The following is an 18606-nucleotide window of genomic DNA, read 5'->3' as shown; positions in this document are numbered from 1 at the left end:
AGGGAGATATGGCCAGGACGATCGCAGAGATCAATGAAAAAATCAAAAAAGGCCGGGCGGTCGTGGTCACTGCTGAAGAAGTGATCGGCATCGCCCGCAAGAAAGGAGTCGCAGCGGCAGCTAAAGAGATCGATGTTGTGACCACCGGGACTTTCGGCCCGATGTGCTCCTCCAGCGCCTATATGAATCTTGGCCATACCAAACCCAGGATGAAAGTGGGCGGTGGCAGGGTCTATCTCAATGATGTGCCGGCTTATACGGGTGTAGCGGCCGTTGATATCATACTGGGCGCCACGGCCATGCCGGACGACGACCCGAAAAACAGGATTTACCCGGGAGAGTTTAACTACGGCGGCGGCCACGTGATCGAGGAGCTTGTGGCGGGAAAGGATATCCGGATGGTGGCCAGCGGCTACGGCACGGATTGCTACCCGCGCAAGAAGCTGGAGACATTGATCAATATCAAGACCATCAATGAGGCCACCCTGTTTAACCTGCGCAATGCCTACCAGAACTACAACGTGGCCGTAAACGTTAGCAGTCGTATGATTTATACGTATATGGGCGTTCTCAAGCCCAGGCTGGGCAATGCCAATTTCTGCTCTGCGGGCCAGCTTGCCCCGTTGATGAACGATCCTCTGTACAAAACGATAGGTATAGGCACACGCATCTTCCTGGGCGGTGGCGTCGGTTATGTGGCATGGCACGGAACGCAGCATAATCCGTCCGCACCCCGCACTGAGAAGGGCGTGCCCACGCGCGGCGCGGGCACGCTGGCGGTGATAGGCGACCTCAAGCAAATGAATGCCAAATGGCTGGTGGGCACCAGTTTCCTGGGCTATGGCGCAACATTGACCGTCGGCATAGGTGTGCCGATACCCGTATTGAGCGAGGAGATACTTCAGTACACGCTGGTGACCGACGCGGATATACTTGCGCCGGTGGTGGACTATTCCGATGCCTATCCCAACAGGAAGCCGGCTGTGCTGGCCGAGGTCAGCTATGCTGATCTGAAATCGGGAAAGATCAACGTAGGAGGCAAAGATGTCCCGACAGCGTCGCTTTCGAGCTACCCCGGAGCAGTGGAGATCGCATCCACGCTCAAGCAATGGATCAGCAGCGGCAGGTTCCTGTTGAGTGAACCGGTTGCTCCCCTTCCCGGAGTGGAATCCGGCATCAAGCTCAAAGCCCTCGAGGAAAGGCCGTTGCCCTGAAGGAGGCAAAGATTATGAAGGTAGCGAAGAAAATAGTATTGCATTTTCCACAGCAGACCATTGACAAACCCATCGTCAGCGGCCTCATCAGGGAGTTCGGGCTCGATTTCAATATTCTCAAGGCTTCTATTTCCCCGGGCGAGGAAGGTCTGATGATCATGGAGTTGACCGGTGAACAGAAGGACTATAACCGCGGCATGAAATACCTGCGTGAAGCGGGACTTGAGATACAGTACCTCAGCCAGGACGTATGGCGCAACGACGACAGATGCACCCATTGCGGAGCATGTATAGCCATGTGCCCTACAAGGGCGTTCACGCTGGAGGAGAAGACACGCAAGGTACTCTTCGATAATTCAAAATGCATTGTATGCGAGCTGTGCGTAAGGGCCTGCCCGCCCAGGGCCATGGAACTCAAATTCTAAACGGGCGGATTCAAAATCCCGCCCCTGCGAGGTAGGGGCGTACCTTCAGGTGCGCCCGGGAATGGTATGTACGAACAACGCACGTATCGCCACAGCATCAAGGACGCAGACCTTGTCTCCTTTCAGGCTGCTGTGAAGGAAACGGACCTTTTCATACGCGCCTCGAAAGACCTCAGCGCTGAAGCTGTGGCTGCCATCAAAGAGGTACGGGGCCCGCTGGAGAGATACATCAGGGCGCATCCTGTATTCCTGCACAGCCTGGAGCCTTTGAAGGTGGGGAAAGATGCGCCTGAGATCATACAGAGGATGGAACAGGCCGCCCGGCTGGCCAACGTCGGCCCGATGGCGGCGGTGGCCGGCGCCGTTGCACAGATGGTAGGGGAAGAACTGCTGCGTTCGTCCGGCGAAGTAATTGTGGAGAATGGCGGCGATATCTACCTCAAAGTCAGCAGGAAGAGCGTGATCGCCATTTATGCCGGCGAATCCGTGTTTACAGGCAAGCTGGCTATCGAGGTCGAGCCGGACCGTACGCCGCTGGGGGTCTGCACTTCATCCGGGAGAGTAGGACCGTCACTCAGCCTGGGTATGGCGGACGCCGCAGTAGTCGTCGCTCCGTCTGCCGCGCTGGCCGATGCCGCGGCGACGGCAGTGGGCAACGCGGTGAAAAGCGAGAGGGACGTGGATGCCGCGCTTGATCTCGGCCGCAGAATCAAGGGGATCAGCGGAATCGTTGTAATAGCCGGAAGCAATATGGGCGCCTGGGGCGACATCAGTCTGGTGAAAATATAACCGGCCGCGCTAACCGCTGCAGCAGTGCACGCTGATGGTGATGGTGAAAGAATCAGAGCCACCTTTTCCGTCAGATATTTCGCATGTGATTGTATAGTCGGCAGCATCATAAGGAGGACGCCATAATACTTTTGGGCCTCCTCCGGTCAGTTGCCCGCCGGATGCCTTCCACATATATGCCAGTGTATCGTTATCTGGATCCGTGGAGACACATTCAAAATATGCTGTATCGGTTCTTTTCATTATTGGTGGATAATTCTTCTTTTCCGCGTCAGTTGGATTACGTTTTAATGTGATTGTACGTCCTGCCGGCATGAACTTGATAGCAGTTATCGCCGGAGGGTTGTTGGGCTTTTCCGGCACCATAACGGTGGTATCCCGGGAGGTCGCCCCGCCCTTTCCATCGCTGACCACCACGGTAATCAAGTAGCTGCCGGGATCTCCGGGGGCCGTCCATGTCACGGCAGCGCCCGTGCTGTCGACCATGCCGCCGCTGGTGGTCCAGCGGTAAACAAGCTCATCGCTGTCGGCATCGCCGGCAGTACATATAACATTTGCTTTGCCCAGGGGCTGAACTACCGCAGTGTCGGCATGAAGGTCGGTAATCACGGGTGGGTTGTTAACCGGCTCCTGGGGCGCCTGGACAGGTTGTGTGTTCGATTGCCCGCTGCATCCGGATAGGGCGGCGATAAGGATTAAGCCGAGCGCGCTTACAAGCGCCAGGCGAAAACGCAGATTTGAGAACATAGTTAGATCACCTCCAGTTTCAAAGGGGAAAGCTGATGATTAAAACTTGTCTTTGGATATCAATTTATTGATCCATATCTGATGAGCGAAGAAGGACCCCGGATGAACAATTATGATGATGACAGCCAGGATAAAGAGGGCTACGTCGTAATACATCGATTGGATAGGGGTTAATCCCCCCAGCCACTCTTCCCAGACGCCGAAGCAGGTGCAATCCGGGTATTTATCGAGGCCCTGTGAGATCATGTAGGAGTTATTGGCCATGAAACCCAGCACCATCGGCAGCACCAGTATGGCCATGAAGCGGGGCCAGATTCCGATGACCAGCATGAGCCCGATGAGAACCTCAAAGACAGGCAGTATCCAGGGTATAAGGATCAGGCCGATGAATCTGGCAAATTCAGGGGTCATGAGGAAGTCAGGGATGATCCTGTCCAGGAATTCTGTTTGCCCGGGAATCTGGCCAAGGTTGGCCAGCTTGCCGCCTCCTGCAAATATGAGCGTTAACCCGATGAGCAGACAGGCGACGATGCTGATGACACTGCGCACCATGGGCTGCTTATCGTATTCATAGTCCAACGAAATAGTCCATCCTTGTTCTGTAAATAGGTCTTGACTTGCAGAAAATTATAATCTACACTATTGCGAGTATGCAAACCCTGGTTGATGGTGAGTCTTAATCTGGCTGCCTCTTAAATCGGGAGACCATAATGCCGGGACTAAGACTCCCTGCGTATGTTTCAAGAGGTCCTGGGCCATATAGACCCGTCAGTATCCATGGTGCATAGTTATTATCGACAAGGAGGCATCAATGGCCCTAACGGACAAAAATCTTACTTGCGCTGAATGCGGTGGATCATTCGTCTTCACAGTAGGAGAGCAGGAATTCTATCAGTCAAAAGGACTTCAGAACGAGCCCAAGCGCTGCCCTGATTGCAGGACCAGCAGGAAACAGTCCCGCTCAGGAGGCGCCGGCAAAGCCAGGCAGATGTTCACAGCCACCTGCGCAAGGTGCGGTGCCGAGTGCGAAGTACCCTTTGAGCCGAGACAGGAACGTCCGGTTTATTGCAGCAGCTGTTACGCGTCGTCCAAACCGGAACGTTAAATATATTGCTCCCGCAGTCTCCCGCGGGAGCCACCATATACCGATAGCTGCGGATTGGCAGAGCGGTCTTTAGTGAAAGTAGGCGTCTGCAAATTGAAGATCCATATCCCGGGGAGCAGGTCTCTCAAGGATAAAAGGAGCATCGTCAAGTCCCTTGTAATGCGCCTCCAGAAGCAGTTCAACATCTCCATTGCCGAGGTCGATGATCATGACCTGTGGCAGATGACCACGATCGGATTAGCCTGCGTATCCAACCATAAAAACCGCGTTGACGAGGTCATCAGCGCGGCCATCAGCCTGATCGAGCACGATTATCCTTCGATTGAGATCGTGGAGAAAGAGATCGAAACCTACTGAATCTGGTTTTTAATCCAGGGCAGTATAATTGACATATGGATACCTCCGCGTTCCTCGATTACCTCAAGAACGACCCCGAGTACAAAGACCAGATCGTTCATGTTCAATATATACCTCCGCGCGACGCGCGCCCCGGGTGGCCCGACAGGCCCTTTCACACGGTTCTGCAGGAACGGCTCGACAAGCTCGAGTTGAACACCCTCTATTCACACCAGGCTGAGGCCATTAACAGCATCAGACTGGGAAAAAATGTAATGGTCGCAACGCCCAGCGCCAGCGGCAAGACCCTCTGCTACAACATACCGGTACTGAATACTATGCTGGAGGAGCCTTATGCCCGCGCCCTCTATCTTTTCCCCACCAAGGCTCTGGCCCAGGACCAGTTGCGCGGACTTACCTGGCTGGCCGGCGGCGCCATCAATCTGCCCTGGGAATGCGCCACTTACGACGGGGATACGCCCGGCGAAGACCGTTCAGGCATAAGGAAAAGAGCACGTATTGTGCTCACCAACCCGGATATGCTGCACGCCGGCATCCTGCCGAACCATAAATCGTGGGATAAATTCTTCAGGCGTCTCAAATATGTGGTGGTCGATGAGGCGCATATATACCGGGGGGTGTTCGGATCGCACGTGGCCTGCGTACTTCGCAGATTGAGACGTATATGTGCTCATTATGGCAGCAGGCCACAATTTGTGTTCTGTTCAGCAACGATTGCCAACCCGGGGCAACATGCTGAAAGACTGGCGGGGCTGCCATTCGAAGTTGTGGATAGCGATGGAGCTCCTTATGGAGGCAAGGCGTTCGTATTCTGGAATCCTCCCATCGTCGATGAGGCACGCAGCCTGAGGCGCAGCGCCAACAGCGAGGCAACCCATCTGTTCACAGAGCTTGTGCGCAGGCAGGTGCGTACCCTTGCCTTTGCCTCCACGCGCCGGTTGACCGAGCTGATCTATGTGTACAGCCGGGACCTGCTGGGCAGCCCCCTGGGTGAGAAGATCAAGCCATACAGGGCCGGCTACCTGGCCTCCGACCGGCGTGAGATTGAAAGGCAGCTTTTCTCGGGCGAGCTGCTGGGGGCGGTGGCCACCAGCGCCCTTGAGCTGGGAATCGACATCGGCGGGCTGGATGCCACGGTATTGACCGGCTACCCGGGCAGCATCGCCAGCACCTGGCAGCAGGCCGGGCGAAGCGGGCGGCGGGGAGAGAAGTCGATCACCTTTCTCGTGGCGCAGAATAATCCGCTGGACCAATATTTCATGCATAACCCCGATTTCTTCTTCGGCAAACCCTTTGAGAATGCCCTCATCAACTGGGAGAACATAAACATTCTTCACCCGCACTTGCTGTGCGCCGCCTGGGAGAAACACATTGACGAAAAAGACAGGGAATATTTCGGCGATACGCTCGATGCAGCCGGAGTCGAGCTGGGTGAAGAGGGCAAGCTGAGGGGGGAGGGCGACCGCTGGCATATCTCACCCAGGCTGGCACATCCGGCGCAGGACGTAAATATCAGGACCGCCTCCTCCGATCAGTATCAGCTGCTGGATACCTCCAGAGGCTTTCAGGTACTGGAGACGATCGAGGAGGACCATGCCTTCTGGCAGGTGCATCCCGGCGCCATCTACCTGCACCAGGGCGATTCCTATTTCGTCAAGGAGCTTGATATTGAGAAGCATATCGCCCTGGTGGAGCCGGCCGCAGTTCCTTATTACACGCAGACCATGGAGCTGACCGACATAAAGATACTGCAGCAGATGAAGGAGAAGGAGTCCGGAGGCGTGAAAATCCGGCTGGGCATGGTGGACGTGACCAACCAGGTCGAAGGTTTTCGCAAGAAAAAGCATTACACCGACGAGGTTATCGGCGAAGATGTATTGGACCTGCCGCCCCTGCGTTTCATTACCCAGGCGTTGTGGTTCGATCTGCCGCAGCAGGCGATGGATGTCATAGAGAAGAACAAGCTCGATTTTCATGGCGGGCTTCACGCGGTGGAGCATGCCGCTATCGCCATACTGCCGCTGTTCGCCATGTGCGATCGCAATGATATCGGGGGGGTCTCCACGCCTTTTCATATAGATACCGGAAAAGCGCAGATTTTTATTTACGACGGCTACCCGGGCGGTATAGGCATAGCGGAGAAAGGCTATGAAATTATCGAAGGTCTGTGGGCTGCGACGCTCAAGACCATTGAGGAATGTCCCTGCCGCGAGGGCTGCCCGGCCTGCATACAGTCGCCCAAGTGCGGGAATAACAATGAGCCCCTGGATAAAAAGGCGGCTGTCATATTGCTCCGCGGCCTGCTGGGAGTGCTTCAGTAGGTATATTGTGGGAGCAGTGTGCCAGGCTTTCATGCAGCTTCAGTGGCTGAGTATCTTGCCTAAAAATTGCCTGGTACGCTCGTGCTTGGGTGAGTTGAAAAGCACATCAGGAGGGGCTTGCTCGATGATCTGTCCCTCGTCCATGAAAATGACGCGTTTGGCCGCAGCGCGGGTGAAGCCCATCTCGTGAGAGACTACGGCCATGGTCATTCCCTCATTAGCCAGCGCCAGCATGACTTCGAGCACCTCTTTGATCATCTCGGGGTCAAGAGCGCTGGTGGGCTCATCGAAAAGCATGACCTTGGGATTCATTGCCAATGCGCGTGCAATGGCGACCCTCTGCTGCTGCCCGCCTGAAAGCTGCGCCGGTTTTGCATCGGATTTATCGGGTATGCCCACCTTCTCAAGCAGGTTCAGCGCAGTTTGCCTGGCCTCGGCAGGCGGACGTTTGCGCACGACGCGCTGGGCCAGCATCAGGTTGTCCAGGACTGTGAGGTGGCTGAAGAGGTTGAAAGACTGGAAGACCATACCCACTTCGCGCCGTACGGTGTTGATGTTCCTGGCGCTGTCCAGCGGGATGTCGTCCACCACGATCTTGCCTTTGTCGTAGGTCTCGAGCCGGTTAATACAGCGCAGCAAAGTCGATTTGCCTGATCCGGACGGGCCGACGATGACCACGACCTCCCCCCTGGCTATGTCGAGGTCCAGGCCGCGCAGCGCGTGTACCCTGCCGAAATATTTGTGCACCCCGCGGATGCTGATAATAGGTTCAGCCAATCATTACCTCTCGAATTTGGTTTTCTTTTCTATCCAGTTCACCACGCGCGCCGAGAAGAGCGTCATAATGAGGTATAGCAGAGCCACCAGCATCCAGACCTCGATGGGATCGAAGTGGATCGAGGCATATTCCCGGCCGCGCCGCGTCAGGTCTGCCACGGCAACCACGCTGACCAGCGAGGAATCCTTAAGCAGCGCGATAAACTCGTTGCCGATGGGCGGCAGGATTACTCGCACGGCCTGCGGCAAGACGACATGCCGCATCGACTGGAAGTAGGTCATACCCAGGCTGCGCGCGGCCTCCATCTGTCCCCTGGGGATGCTCTGGATGCCTGCGCGGTAAATCTCGCTCATATAAGCCCCGTAACAGAAAACCAGGCCTATAATGGCCATCACGACGGGGTCCGCCTGGAAGCTCTCCAGCGCCGGGATGGCCCAGGCCTTGCCCAGGTACTGGATCATGACCGGCACGGCGAAGTACCAGATTATAAGTTGGACCAGCAGCGGCACGCCGCGCACCAACTCTACGTACAGGGTGGAGATGATATAGACGGCGCGGCTAGTCGAAAGCCGGCCCAGTCCGCCTACCATGCCCACGACTAATACCAGCACAAAGGAGACCAGGGTGACGGTTATCGTTATCACGATGCCGTCCTGGACGAACTTGAAGATATTCATGAAGGGGTCGGGCCAGGCAAAAAGCAGAAGGACTGTGATGCCAACCACCAGAGCCACCAGCCACCACCAGACATCCATACGCGATGACGGCTCAGCGCCGGGTATGTGATCCAGCTCCTCCTGGGGAATCTGCGGTCTGTCGGGCGTACTCATCGAGCAGGATATTATTATACGCCTTAAGCGTAGTGGAGGGTAGACTGGGCGCAGCGCTTAGCGGCCGACCCATTTCCGGTCGAGCGCGTCCAGGAATCCCTCGTCCTTGAGGGCTTTGAGAGCGGCATTTATCTTCGGCACGAGGTGGGCGTTCTTCTTGCAGATGGCGATGCCGTAGTATTCGTCCGTGAAGATCGGCCCGACAGTCTTCAGGGTGTCCTTATTCTTTACAACGTAGCCCTGGGCCACCGGGTAGTCGGCTATAACTGCGTCGAGCTGACCGTTCATGAGGTCCTGGAAGGCGAAGCCGACCTCGTCGAAGGTCTTTACTCTGGCGCCGGGTATTTTGTTGGCCTCGATGATTCCCGTCGTTCCGATCTGGCCGCCGACGGTTTTGCCGGACAGGTCGTCCTTGCTCGAAATACTGTCATTGTTCTTTCGGACTGTAACTATCTGCCCTGCCAGGTAATAAGGGTCGGAGAAGAGTATGGTCTTTTTGCGGTCTTCCGTGATCGTTATAGATGAGACCGCCATATCGTACTGGCACTGGGAAACTCCGGCCAGAACCGAGTCGAATCCTACGTTGACCAGTTCTATATCCAGTCCTGCCCTGGCTGCGACGGCGCGTATCAACTCGGGTCCGAAGCCGTCCAGTTCCTTGGTCTGCTCGTTGATGATCTCGAAAGGCGGCCATGTGGCGTCGCAGGCTACTCTTAGCTTTGCCGGGGACGAAGGCGCCTGGGTGCAGGCCGTTACCAGCAGTGTCATTAGAAGACAGACGGCAATGGATAAAAGTGTGAGTTTTTTCATGGTTGATCTCCCTCGCCGGCGCACCGGCCGGATTCATTATATCATTCCCCGCAGCCTGGCCCTGCAATCGACTAAAGGTACCCCGTGTCCTGCAATTTCCACTGGCGGCGGAAATCAGGTTCCACAGGTATATTGTTCTCCCGGGCGTACAGGCGCAGTTGGAAATGGTCGTAGAAAAGCGTGGACAGTATGCGCATGCGGCGCTGCTCCTCGGGGAAGGTATAGTTGTGTGTATCAAGGATAATACGGCTGATGTCCGGGTATTCCGGCAGGTTCTCGCTGTGGCTTTCCGGGTGATCGAGGTGGATCGTAATGAGGTTGACCAGCTCCGGATCCAGGCAGGCCACCAGTGTCGACGGGTCGTAAAAAGTTCCTCCTCCATCGCGGTACAACTGACCGTTGATATTGGCCGGCTCGATATATGTGTTCATGCTCCAGCCGGCTGCTACGGCCTTGATGACGGGGGCTTCCAGCACTTTCCAGGTGCGCCCGCCGAATTCGAAATGCCTGTCAGGACCTGTCATGCCCAGGAAATCCGAGAAACCGTCGGCGCGCGCAGCAGTGACGGTCAGGGGTAATTTGATGTCATCGAAGGTGAGCTTATCAGGGCTGGCCGAACCCGTGTATTCTTTAAGCTTCTGAGCCAGGAATTCCTGCAGCGGATCAAGGTTACCCACGCCCAGCCATATACGCCGCGGATCGCGGTTTATCCTGACCAGCCTGTCGGTACGCAGGTTGGCGATGAAATCCTCCAGGTCCTCCAGCGCATGTTGTGCTTCAGTTCTATACGTGTCCGGATAGTGCGCTGCTGCCACCTGTACCGCGTGGAAAAAGCCGTTGAGCACGCCCGCGGAGACGCCGTAGATCTGCTTTATCTCCCCTCCTCCACGCTTGAAGCCCTCGTCCACAGCGCGCGCGGTAACCAGCCCTCCCAGTATACCGGAGAAGCCGCCGGCGCCGTAGATGATATTTGCCGGCCGGTCGAAGGGGAAGCTGTCAAGTTGGCCGTTCAATATCTGGCTGAAGCGGGCCATGATTGCCACGCGATCCCTGGATGATTCACGCATATTGGTGGCAGCCTCGGTCGAGCCCACGTAGGGCAGGTCCGCATGGCCTTGAGTCGGCAGAGGGCCCTTTGTCTTGAGCGTTTGCATGGAGAAATCAGGCTGCGCTTGCTTAACCTTTTGCAGGAGCTCGCGCTGACGCCGCAGCAGGTCCAGGTAATAATCGGCCAGCATGGTCTGGTTACGCTCGTGCTGCGAGTGCATAATGAAGACCGAGGTGACTAAGTTAAGCTTCCATTTACGTATTTCGGCATGCGGCTTTGTGCGGAGTATGGGGCGCGGGTCTTTGGCTTCGAGGTCGGCTACGATGGCGCCCGCATCCACTATAGGCGGCCGGCAGTCGTAAACATACTTGCCGTTGACGGTGGACGGACGGGTTGAGAGCAATGTGCTGACTGCAGCTATTACGGCATCTATCAGTGGAGCATCCTGCGGCGGGCCCATGTGCATGAACTGGTACGGGCACTGCAGAGTATCGTCCGGCGGGCCGAATATGGTGAAGACTGCGTCGCGGTCCATGGTGCAGATGTAAAGCGGAAGGCCCAGGTCGGATACTTTTAGCTGAACGGGCGTCCCTTTTGCCGCGCCTGTATATAGATTCAGGCGGTTTTCCAGCCATTTCCTCAAAGGATTGAGGTTGGACCGCCCATACCAGGGATTGAGGTTGAGTGAGCGTATCTGGCCGTTACGGGCTTTCGAGAGGAAGTTGCGAAAGTCATTTATGGCTGATGATGCTTTGCCCCATTTCTGAGGGTCTTTTTTCGCAGCCAGCGCCAGCGCAAAGGCCGTTGCCGTCAGAGCTCCGCCACTGACACCGTAGATTCGGCCGACCGCTGCATTGTCTCTGAGGAGCTTTTCGGCGCGGTCGAGCTCCTTGACTATATCAGGCAGGTCGCCCAGCTTGGACGCCTGAAAAATAATCGAAGGATCGACTGGCATGCGATATTTTAACAGAAATGGCCGACCTGCAGCATGGTACGGGCCGGCGCTTTTACTGCCGTCCCTTTATCACCAGTTTCTTCTCTCCCCAGATGCGCCTGACGAACGCGTCGCCCCTGGCGTTACGGTAGTCGAAGTCGCTGCGTGTCATGCTGGTCAGGTTAACCTCGATACCGGTGGAGTCCTCGAAAACGGCTATCATCTCCATGATCATATCCCTGCTCATGTCCCCTACGATCAGCAGGTCGAGGCCGTTTTCAGGAATGCTCTCCAGCCTGGCCGCCTCGCCATGTATGAGGGCGAGGTTGATGGTGCTTATGTCTTTCAACTGGTCGCGCAGATGGTTAACGACCGACTGGAGTGTGAGGATGGTCCTGGGCCCTGATTCCGGAGGCTGTTCCGTTGGCTGTTCGATGGGTTGTTCCACCGGCTGTTCCGCCGTCGCGTTGATTTCAACGGCGTCTTCGCTTTCGCCTGCGGTAACGACATGGGCAGGGAGCTCTATCACATCGGGCAGCGGCTGGCGGCCGTGATTGGGGATCACACCCATGCCCGGTATGATGGGCTTGTCGCCGTCTTCCAGCGGTGCATGTTTAAATGATTCGGTCATGGCAATGGCATGCTTTATCTCCGGCGGACGCTTTTTAACTTCCTCATCTACGAGTTCGATAGCTTGAGGAGTATGATCTTCTACGACGGAAATGGCGGGAGTGGGAGTCTCAGCAGCTGCTGGACGTTGATCCGCATAGGATTCCAAAATAATTTTCCGCCACTGCGCCAGCTGCGGGAAGCTCTTAACGACTTCATAATATTTGAGATTGCCCTGAGCACGTGAAGTGAACAATCCGGCGTTCTCCAGGTATCCGAGCTCCCGGCGGACGGCATTCAGAGGCTCCCCGGTTAAGCGGGCCACCTCCCGGGTGTAATAGCGCTTGCTTGTGTCGCGTAAAAACAGGTAAAGCACGTTGCGCTTGGCCTTGGAAGTGATAAAATATTTTAAATTAGACATCTATGAACACCTATTATGTTCCAATTTACAATGATTACCATCTTTTTTCAACCCTACACGCATTATCGAGATACCTGGAGATACATGACTATTGATTTCACGACGGAACGATCTGCATATGATTGTGATAAAATTTGTTAAACGGCATCCCCTCTCAATTCTATGAAGATATCAAACAGGGACGGGTAGATTACTACTGGACTCCCATGAAGGAAATATTCGAAAAGTAGGCGATAATATAATCGGAGGAGCCATATTATGGATAAAGTGAAGATTGGACCGCAAACGATGGTGTTTCCCACGCCGGCATTCCTGGTGGGAGCCAATGTTGAGGGGAAAGCGAATTTTATGACTGTGGCCTGGGGCGGCATCGCCTGCAGCGAGCCGCCCATGGTATCGGTGGCCATACGGCACACGCGATATACGATGAAGGGAATGCAGGAAAACATGACCTTCTCCGTCAATGTGCCATCGGCCGATCAGGTAAAAGAGGTGGATTTCTGCGGCATCAGGACCGGCGCCAAGGTGGATAAGGTCAGAGTCTGCAAATTCAAAGTATTCTATGGCAAACTCGAGACAGCGCCCATGATCGAGCAGTGCCCGGTCAATCTGGAATGCAAAATCGAACATATGCTGGACCTGGGCAGCCACGTGCTGGTGGTGGGTAAAATCGAGGAAACTATAGTCTCGGGCAAATGCTTCACCGGGGATAATCCGGATGTCAAAAAGATTCGGCCCATAGGCTGGACCATGCTGCCGGCCAACGTCTATCAGGAATTGGGAGAGACTGCCGGCAAAGCCTTTAAAATCGGGCTGGAACTGAAAGCGTAAGATCGTTGTTTTGACACCAAACCGGCTTCATGTTACTTTTATAAATGAAAACAATTTTCAGTTAGCGATAAAAATATGGTCGGGAAGGATATTGCGGCGGAGCTCAGGAAGCGGGGCTTCAAGCTGACCCCTCAGAGGAAGGCCATTATTTCCGTGCTGGGCAACTGCAGAGAGCACCTGCGGCCGGCTGATATCCATGAAAGGCTGCATAAGAAATATCCCAATATCGGCCTGGTAACGGTATATCGTACGCTGGACTTGCTTCAGGAAAACGGCCTGCTCTGTGAGGTCCATATAGGGGATTCCTGCCGCAGTTATCTCAAACGCCAGCGTCCGGGGGAACATCATCATCACCTGATCTGCCGCGGTTGCGGCAGAGTGGCTGACTTCACCGACTGTGAACTGGAACGTCTCAAACAGCGTCTCGAGCGGGAAACGGGTTACCGCATCAACCGCCACCTGCTGGAATTCATGGGATTGTGTCCGCAGTGTAAGATCAAGGAAGCCTAAGGGAGCAAAGATGTTCAGGCATGTATTATTCATCGCAATTGCAGCAGTACTGTGGATGACCGCGGCGTCCTGCAACACGGCTGCGCCGGCTCAGGTAGAAGGGAAAATGGGTGTGGCGGTGACCATACTGCCCCAGCGGGAGTTCGTAGAATGTGTGGGAGGTGATAAGGTCCATATAACCGTCATGGTTCCGCCGGGCGCCAGCCCGCATACATATGAGGTTACGCCCGCCCAGATGGTGCAGCTGAGCAAGGCCGGGGTTTATTGCAAGGTAGGCTCCCCTGTCGAATTTGAACTTGCCTGGCTGGATAAGCTGTTGGCCCAGAATAAAGATATACTCGTGGTCGATTGCAGCCAGGGCATCGATTTAATCGAGAGCGACGACCCCGATGAGCCGGGTATGGACCCGCATATCTGGACCTCGCCGCGCAATGTTAAGGTCATGGTGAAAAATATCTGCGAGGGCCTGTCGCAGGCCGACCCGCAGAATCGCCAATACTACGAAAGTAACCGTGATGCATATTTAAAAGAACTGGATGAGCTGGATGCGGAGATGGGCGCCCTGTTGAACGGCACGGCCTCCCACACCTTCATAGTTTATCATCCCGCCTGGGGATATTTTGCGCGGGATTATGGCCTCCAGCAGCTTGGCATAGAGCAGGAGGGCAAGGAGCCTAAAGCCGCTTATATGTCCAGGCTGATCAATGAAGCCCGGTTGCAGAATATTAAAGTTATTTTTGTTTCCCCTGAATTCGACTCAAGAAACGCTGAGACCATCGCACGCGAGATCGGCGGTAGAGTGGTAATTATCGATCCTCTGGCCGGAGACTACCTGCAAAATATGCGGGAGGTGGCAGCTGCCTTTGAGGAGGCTTTGAAGTAGCCTTGGCATCCAATGATACTGTCAGGCTGGAAAACGTCTGGGTGAGTTATAACGGCACACCCGCCCTGGAGGGCGTAAATCTGGCAGTAGGTGAACATGACTTTCTGGGCGTCATCGGTCCCAACGGAGGCGGTAAGAGCACGCTGCTCAAGGTCATACTGGGACTGATCAGGCCGCAGCGCGGCGTCGTCACCGTGCTGGGCAACCTGCCGGACAGGATCCGCAACAGGATTGGTTACGTTGCACAGCACAGCGATTATGACCGTGACTTTCCTGTCAGCGTAATGGAAGTTGTGCTGATGGGCCGCTACGGAAAGAGGGGCATGTTGAAACCTTATAACGGATCAGACCGCGAAGCCGCCGAGAAGGTGCTGGCCAGGGTGGGCATGCTTTCGCATGCCCATTCTCAGATCGGGCAGCTTTCGGGCGGACAGCAGCAGCGGACCTTTATCGCCCGTGCGCTTGTCTCCGATCCGGCATTGCTCCTGCTGGATGAGCCGACAGCAAGTGTGGATTCAGCCATGCAGACCGATTTCTACGAGTTATTGGAGGAGTTGAAAAAGGAGATGGCCATTATTATGGTGTCCCACGATATCGGCGCCGTCTCTGTATTTGTGGATAAAATAGCCTGTCTCAATGTGCAGCTCTACTATCACGGATCACGCGAAATAACTTCGGAGATACTCGAAGCTACCTACAAGTGCCCTGTGCAACTTATCGCGCACGGCGATATCCCCCACCGCGTGCTGAGAGAACACTGATCATGTTCGAGGTTTTTCAATTCGAGTTCATGCGAAACGCTTTGCTGGCCGGGCTGCTGGCCTCCATCGCCTGCGGCATAGTGGGTGTTTATGTCGTGGTGAAAAAGATCGTTTCTATGAGCGGCGGCATTGCCCATGCTTCTTTCGGCGGCATCGGGCTGGGTTACCTGTTGAATTTCAGCCCTGTACTGGGCGCCATGGTCTTTTCTCTGCTTTCGGCGCTGACTATGGGGTTGGTGACGCGCAGGACCAGGCTGCCCGAGGACACGGCCATCGGTATACTATGGGCGCTCGGCATGGCGCTGGGCGTTATATTTATCGGGCTTTCTCCGGGATTTGCACCCGACCTCATGAGCTATCTTTTCGGCAATATCCTGACCGTGCCGCTGGGCGACCTGTATCTTATGGCCGCGCTCGACCTCGTTATCCTGGCGTTGACCGCTGCCTTTTATAAGGAGTTTCTGTTGCTTTCCTTCGATGAAGAATTCGGCACCGTGGCCGGGATGCCTGTAAACGCCCTCTATCTGCTATTGCTGTGCATGGTTGCGCTCACTGTCGTTGTGCTGATACGTGTGGTCGGCATGATACTGGTAATCGCCATGCTGGCCTTCCCTGCGGCAATGGCCAGGCAGTTTACCCATGATATCAAGAAAATGATGATACTGTCGGTTATCCTCGGTATGCTATTCACCTTCGGCGGGCTGTGGATATCCTATTTACTCAACCTCGCGTCCGGAGCAACCATCATACTGCTCAGCGGCCTGGCGCTGCTGACGACCTATATCGTAACGGGGCTGCGGCGCAGGACGAAAGTGCACTTTACAGCTTAGGCCTGCCATAGTATGATGGCGGCGTTTCCAAATATATTCTGGAGGATGTATTGATGAGGAACGCGATTTTATTAGCTATGATACTATTGCTGGCGGCATCGGGCTGCATCACCTTTGCCATGGGTGGCGGCACTGCGAACCAGGCGCCGGTAGTGATTAACTTCACGGTCAACCCCGCTTCCATCAATCAGGGAGAGACGGCCATACTTTCCTGGGAGGTGCAGAATGCTTCGTCCATCAGCATCGATCCGGGCATGCCCGCCGCAGCCTCAACAGGTGCCGAAAAGGTAGCGCCGTCATCCACCACGACTTATATCTTGACTGCCAGTAACTCAGCAGGCTCAACCAGAGCTACTGCGCTGCTGACTGTCGCGGGCGCTCCGGTCACACCGCCCGCCCCCGTGCTTCCCGTGATATTATCGTTCTCAGCTTCCCCATCGAGCATTAATGCCGGGGGCTCTGCGATATTAAGCTGGACAACATCCAATGCCACAGGCGCCACCATCAGCGGCATCGGCGCCGTCGGCGCCAGCGGCGCAACATCGGTCAGTCCCGCCGTGACTACGACGTATATTCTGACAGCAACTAACGGCACAAACTCTGTAACCGGCGCGACCAGTGTAGCGGTTACCGGGACTTCCACACCTCCGGTATCTTCGTCCCGGCCCACCATTCTCAATTTCACGGCCAATCCCACTAACGTAGCGCTGGGCGGCTCGACCGTTCTCAGCTGGGACGTGCTTAATGCGTCGTCGGTGGTTATTCAGGGATACGGGCCTGTGCAACCCTCAGGCAGCCTGACTGTGTATACGTCGGGCACGGGTACAATCACATTCCAGTTGACCGCCCAGAACTCCGCCGGCTCCAGCGTTGCCAGCACCACTATATTGGTCTCTCCCTGACCCCTGACGGCATGGCGCTGCCCTGATATTTGTTTGTATACAAAATAACCTTATGCTATGATTGGTGGAAGCGGCCAAGGCCGCTTCCACTATTTTATTAGCAGGAGACCGGAAAATGAAGATAGCGGTGTTGAACGGGAGCCCGAAAGGTGAGATCAGCGTAACCGTACAGTACATTAAATTTATCCAGAAGAAATTTCCCCAGCATGAACTTAAGCTGATTAATGTCGCGCACGATATTATCAGGATCGAAAAAAATGACGATCTTTTCCAGTCGATCATCGAAGAAGTGAGGGAATCCGACGGTGTTATCTGGGCTTTCCCTTTGTACGTCTTCCTCGTTTGCTCGCAATACAAGCGCTTCATAGAATTGATCGCCGAGAAGGGAGCGCAAAAGGCATTTGCCGGCAAGTATGTTACGGTGCTCAGCACATCTGTGCATTTCTTCGACAACACGGCGCATAACTATATGCACGGCATTTGCGATGACCTCGATATGAAATATATCGAGCCGTTCTCTGCGGACATGGACGATATTATGATCGAAAACATGCGCCGTATACTGCTCAAGTGGGCTGATAACTTCTTTGCCGCCATTGAGAAACGTGCACCGACTATGAAGCTATGTGCCCCGGTTATTCACAAGAAGTTCGCTTATAAACCGGGCAAAGGCGCAGGCAAGGTTGAAACAGGGGGGAAGAAGATCAGGATTCTGGCTGATATAACCGACGAGAAGTCCAACCTGGCCAGAATGGTGCAGCGCTTTAAAGATTCGTTCAAGGGTGATATCCAGGTGGTCAGGACAGGCGATATCAAAATGCGCGGGGGTTGCCTTGGCTGTATGGAGTGCGCCTTTGATAACATCTGCGTTTATCAGGGTAAGGATGACTTCATCGACTACTTCAACACCGGACGTGACGCCGATGTAATCATATTTGCCTCGGAGATCGTTGACCGCTTCTTCTCCTCGCGCTTGAAAATGTTCTGGGACAGGAGCTTCTTTAACGGCCATATCCCCACCTCGGTGGACAAGCAAATGGGATTCATAATTTCCGGTCCGCTCAGCCAGGTGGCCAACCTGCAGGAGATCATTAATGCCATGCCGCAAATATCGGGCGGCAACCTGGCGGGAGTGGTAACTGATGAATGCGCCGATTCAGGCCAAATAGATGAGCTGCTGGAAGAATTTGCCGCTAAATGTGTTGATAATGCCAGGCAGACATACATGCTGCCGCGCACGTTTCTGGGAGTGGGCGGGCATAAGATTTTCCGCGACCAGATCTGGGCCCGACTATCGTTTCCCTTTACGGCCGACTACAGGTACTATGAGTCGCACGGCCTGTTCGACTTCCCGCAGCAGGATACCAGATACCTTGAGTTCAGCAAGCAGATGATTGAAATGATCAAGGATCCCAAGATGAAAGAGATGGTGCGTAAGATGATGAAGACCGAGATGCTCAAGGGATATGCCAAGATCGTCGAAACCAAATAACAATCGGGT

The 18606-nt window shown here is 54.9% G+C and carries 20 protein-coding genes; 13 read left to right on the top strand and 7 right to left on the bottom strand.

Annotated features, from left to right (window positions below; translation table 11 throughout):
- Window positions 1-8 precede the first annotated feature (8 nt).
- The 3 genes from WC359_07210 (at window position 9) to WC359_07200 (ending at window position 2428) form a co-directional block, all read left to right on the top strand.
- Entirely contained in the window at window positions 9-1214 is a 1206-nt protein-coding gene (locus WC359_07210) for a homocysteine biosynthesis protein (GenBank protein ID MFA5400209.1), read from the top strand.
- 14 nt (window positions 1215-1228) lie between these two features.
- The gene (locus tag WC359_07205; protein ID MFA5400208.1) at window positions 1229-1639 is read left to right on the top strand and encodes an NIL domain-containing protein; all 411 of its coding nucleotides are present in this window, start codon (window positions 1229-1231) and stop codon (window positions 1637-1639) included.
- Between the two features lie 66 nt (window positions 1640-1705).
- On the top strand, window positions 1706-2428 hold the full coding sequence (locus WC359_07200) for a UPF0280 family protein (protein MFA5400207.1): 723 nt from the start codon (window positions 1706-1708) through the stop codon (window positions 2426-2428).
- Window positions 2429-2437: 9 nt separating this feature from the next.
- On the opposite strand, the gene WC359_07195 is transcribed toward WC359_07200, so the two are convergent.
- Together WC359_07195 and WC359_07190 are read right to left on the bottom strand one after the other, a co-directional pair.
- Window positions 2438-3175, bottom strand: a complete 738-nt coding sequence (locus WC359_07195) for a hypothetical protein (GenBank protein MFA5400206.1) — start codon at window positions 3173-3175, stop codon at window positions 2438-2440.
- A gap of 39 nt (window positions 3176-3214) precedes the next feature.
- A complete protein-coding gene (locus tag WC359_07190) occupies window positions 3215-3754 on the bottom strand; it encodes a MauE/DoxX family redox-associated membrane protein (protein MFA5400205.1) in 540 nt (179 codons plus the stop codon).
- A 232-nt stretch (window positions 3755-3986) separates the two neighbouring features.
- Here WC359_07190 and WC359_07185 point away from each other — a divergent pair, with 232 nt between their 5' ends.
- The 3 genes from WC359_07185 (at window position 3987) to WC359_07175 (ending at window position 6958) form a co-directional block, all read left to right on the top strand.
- Complete coding sequence (locus WC359_07185) at window positions 3987-4280, top strand: zinc-ribbon domain containing protein (GenBank protein ID MFA5400204.1); 294 nt, start codon at window positions 3987-3989, stop codon at window positions 4278-4280.
- Between the two features lie 72 nt (window positions 4281-4352).
- Window positions 4353-4637, top strand: a complete 285-nt coding sequence (locus WC359_07180) for a DUF503 domain-containing protein (GenBank protein MFA5400203.1) — start codon at window positions 4353-4355, stop codon at window positions 4635-4637.
- Between the two features lie 35 nt (window positions 4638-4672).
- Window positions 4673-6958, top strand: a complete 2286-nt coding sequence (locus WC359_07175; GenBank protein MFA5400202.1) for a DEAD/DEAH box helicase — start codon at window positions 4673-4675, stop codon at window positions 6956-6958.
- Between the two features lie 39 nt (window positions 6959-6997).
- Here the strand turns inward: WC359_07175 and WC359_07170 are convergent, their stop codons facing one another.
- From WC359_07170 to WC359_07150, 5 genes are all read right to left on the bottom strand, one after another.
- On the bottom strand, window positions 6998-7735 hold the full coding sequence (locus tag WC359_07170) for an amino acid ABC transporter ATP-binding protein (GenBank protein ID MFA5400201.1): 738 nt from the start codon (window positions 7733-7735) through the stop codon (window positions 6998-7000).
- Between the two features lie 3 nt (window positions 7736-7738).
- Window positions 7739-8566, bottom strand: a complete 828-nt coding sequence (locus WC359_07165) for an amino acid ABC transporter permease (GenBank protein MFA5400200.1) — start codon at window positions 8564-8566, stop codon at window positions 7739-7741.
- A 57-nt stretch (window positions 8567-8623) separates the two neighbouring features.
- Window positions 8624-9376 (bottom strand): basic amino acid ABC transporter substrate-binding protein, encoded by a 753-nt coding sequence (locus tag WC359_07160; protein MFA5400199.1) that lies wholly within the window; start codon window positions 9374-9376, stop codon window positions 8624-8626.
- Between the two features lie 71 nt (window positions 9377-9447).
- Entirely contained in the window at window positions 9448-11379 is a 1932-nt protein-coding gene (locus tag WC359_07155) for a hypothetical protein (GenBank protein ID MFA5400198.1), read from the bottom strand.
- A gap of 52 nt (window positions 11380-11431) precedes the next feature.
- Window positions 11432-12388, bottom strand: coding sequence for a hypothetical protein (locus WC359_07150; GenBank protein ID MFA5400197.1), 957 nt, complete (start codon window positions 12386-12388; stop codon window positions 11432-11434).
- A 258-nt stretch (window positions 12389-12646) separates the two neighbouring features.
- On the opposite strand from WC359_07150, the gene WC359_07145 reads away from it, so the two are divergent.
- The 7 genes from WC359_07145 to WC359_07115 all read left to right on the top strand — a co-directional run bounded on the left by WC359_07145 (window position 12647) and on the right by WC359_07115 (window position 18597).
- Window positions 12647-13219: a flavin reductase family protein gene (locus WC359_07145; protein MFA5400196.1), complete on the top strand. Its 573-nt coding sequence runs from the start codon at window positions 12647-12649 to the stop codon at window positions 13217-13219.
- 75 nt (window positions 13220-13294) lie between these two features.
- Complete coding sequence (locus WC359_07140; protein ID MFA5400195.1) at window positions 13295-13729, top strand: Fur family transcriptional regulator; 435 nt, start codon at window positions 13295-13297, stop codon at window positions 13727-13729.
- Window positions 13730-13739: 10 nt separating this feature from the next.
- On the top strand, window positions 13740-14612 hold the full coding sequence (locus WC359_07135) for a zinc ABC transporter substrate-binding protein (protein MFA5400194.1): 873 nt from the start codon (window positions 13740-13742) through the stop codon (window positions 14610-14612).
- Between the two features lie 65 nt (window positions 14613-14677).
- Window positions 14678-15373 (top strand): ABC transporter ATP-binding protein, encoded by a 696-nt coding sequence (locus WC359_07130; GenBank protein MFA5400193.1) that lies wholly within the window; start codon window positions 14678-14680, stop codon window positions 15371-15373.
- 2 nt (window positions 15374-15375) lie between these two features.
- Complete coding sequence (locus tag WC359_07125; protein MFA5400192.1) at window positions 15376-16203, top strand: metal ABC transporter permease; 828 nt, start codon at window positions 15376-15378, stop codon at window positions 16201-16203.
- A gap of 53 nt (window positions 16204-16256) precedes the next feature.
- Window positions 16257-17105, top strand: a complete 849-nt coding sequence (locus tag WC359_07120; GenBank protein ID MFA5400191.1) for a hypothetical protein — start codon at window positions 16257-16259, stop codon at window positions 17103-17105.
- Window positions 17106-17220: 115 nt separating this feature from the next.
- Entirely contained in the window at window positions 17221-18597 is a 1377-nt protein-coding gene (locus WC359_07115; GenBank protein ID MFA5400190.1) for an NAD(P)H-dependent oxidoreductase, read from the top strand.
- The last annotated feature ends 9 nt before the right edge of the window (window positions 18598-18606 follow it).

It is taken from the genome of Dehalococcoidia bacterium (assembly GCA_041653995.1).
In the GTDB taxonomy this organism is placed as follows: Bacteria; Chloroflexota; Dehalococcoidia; order GIF9; family UBA5629; genus CAIMUM01.
This window is presented reverse-complemented; position numbering and strand designations above follow the sequence as displayed.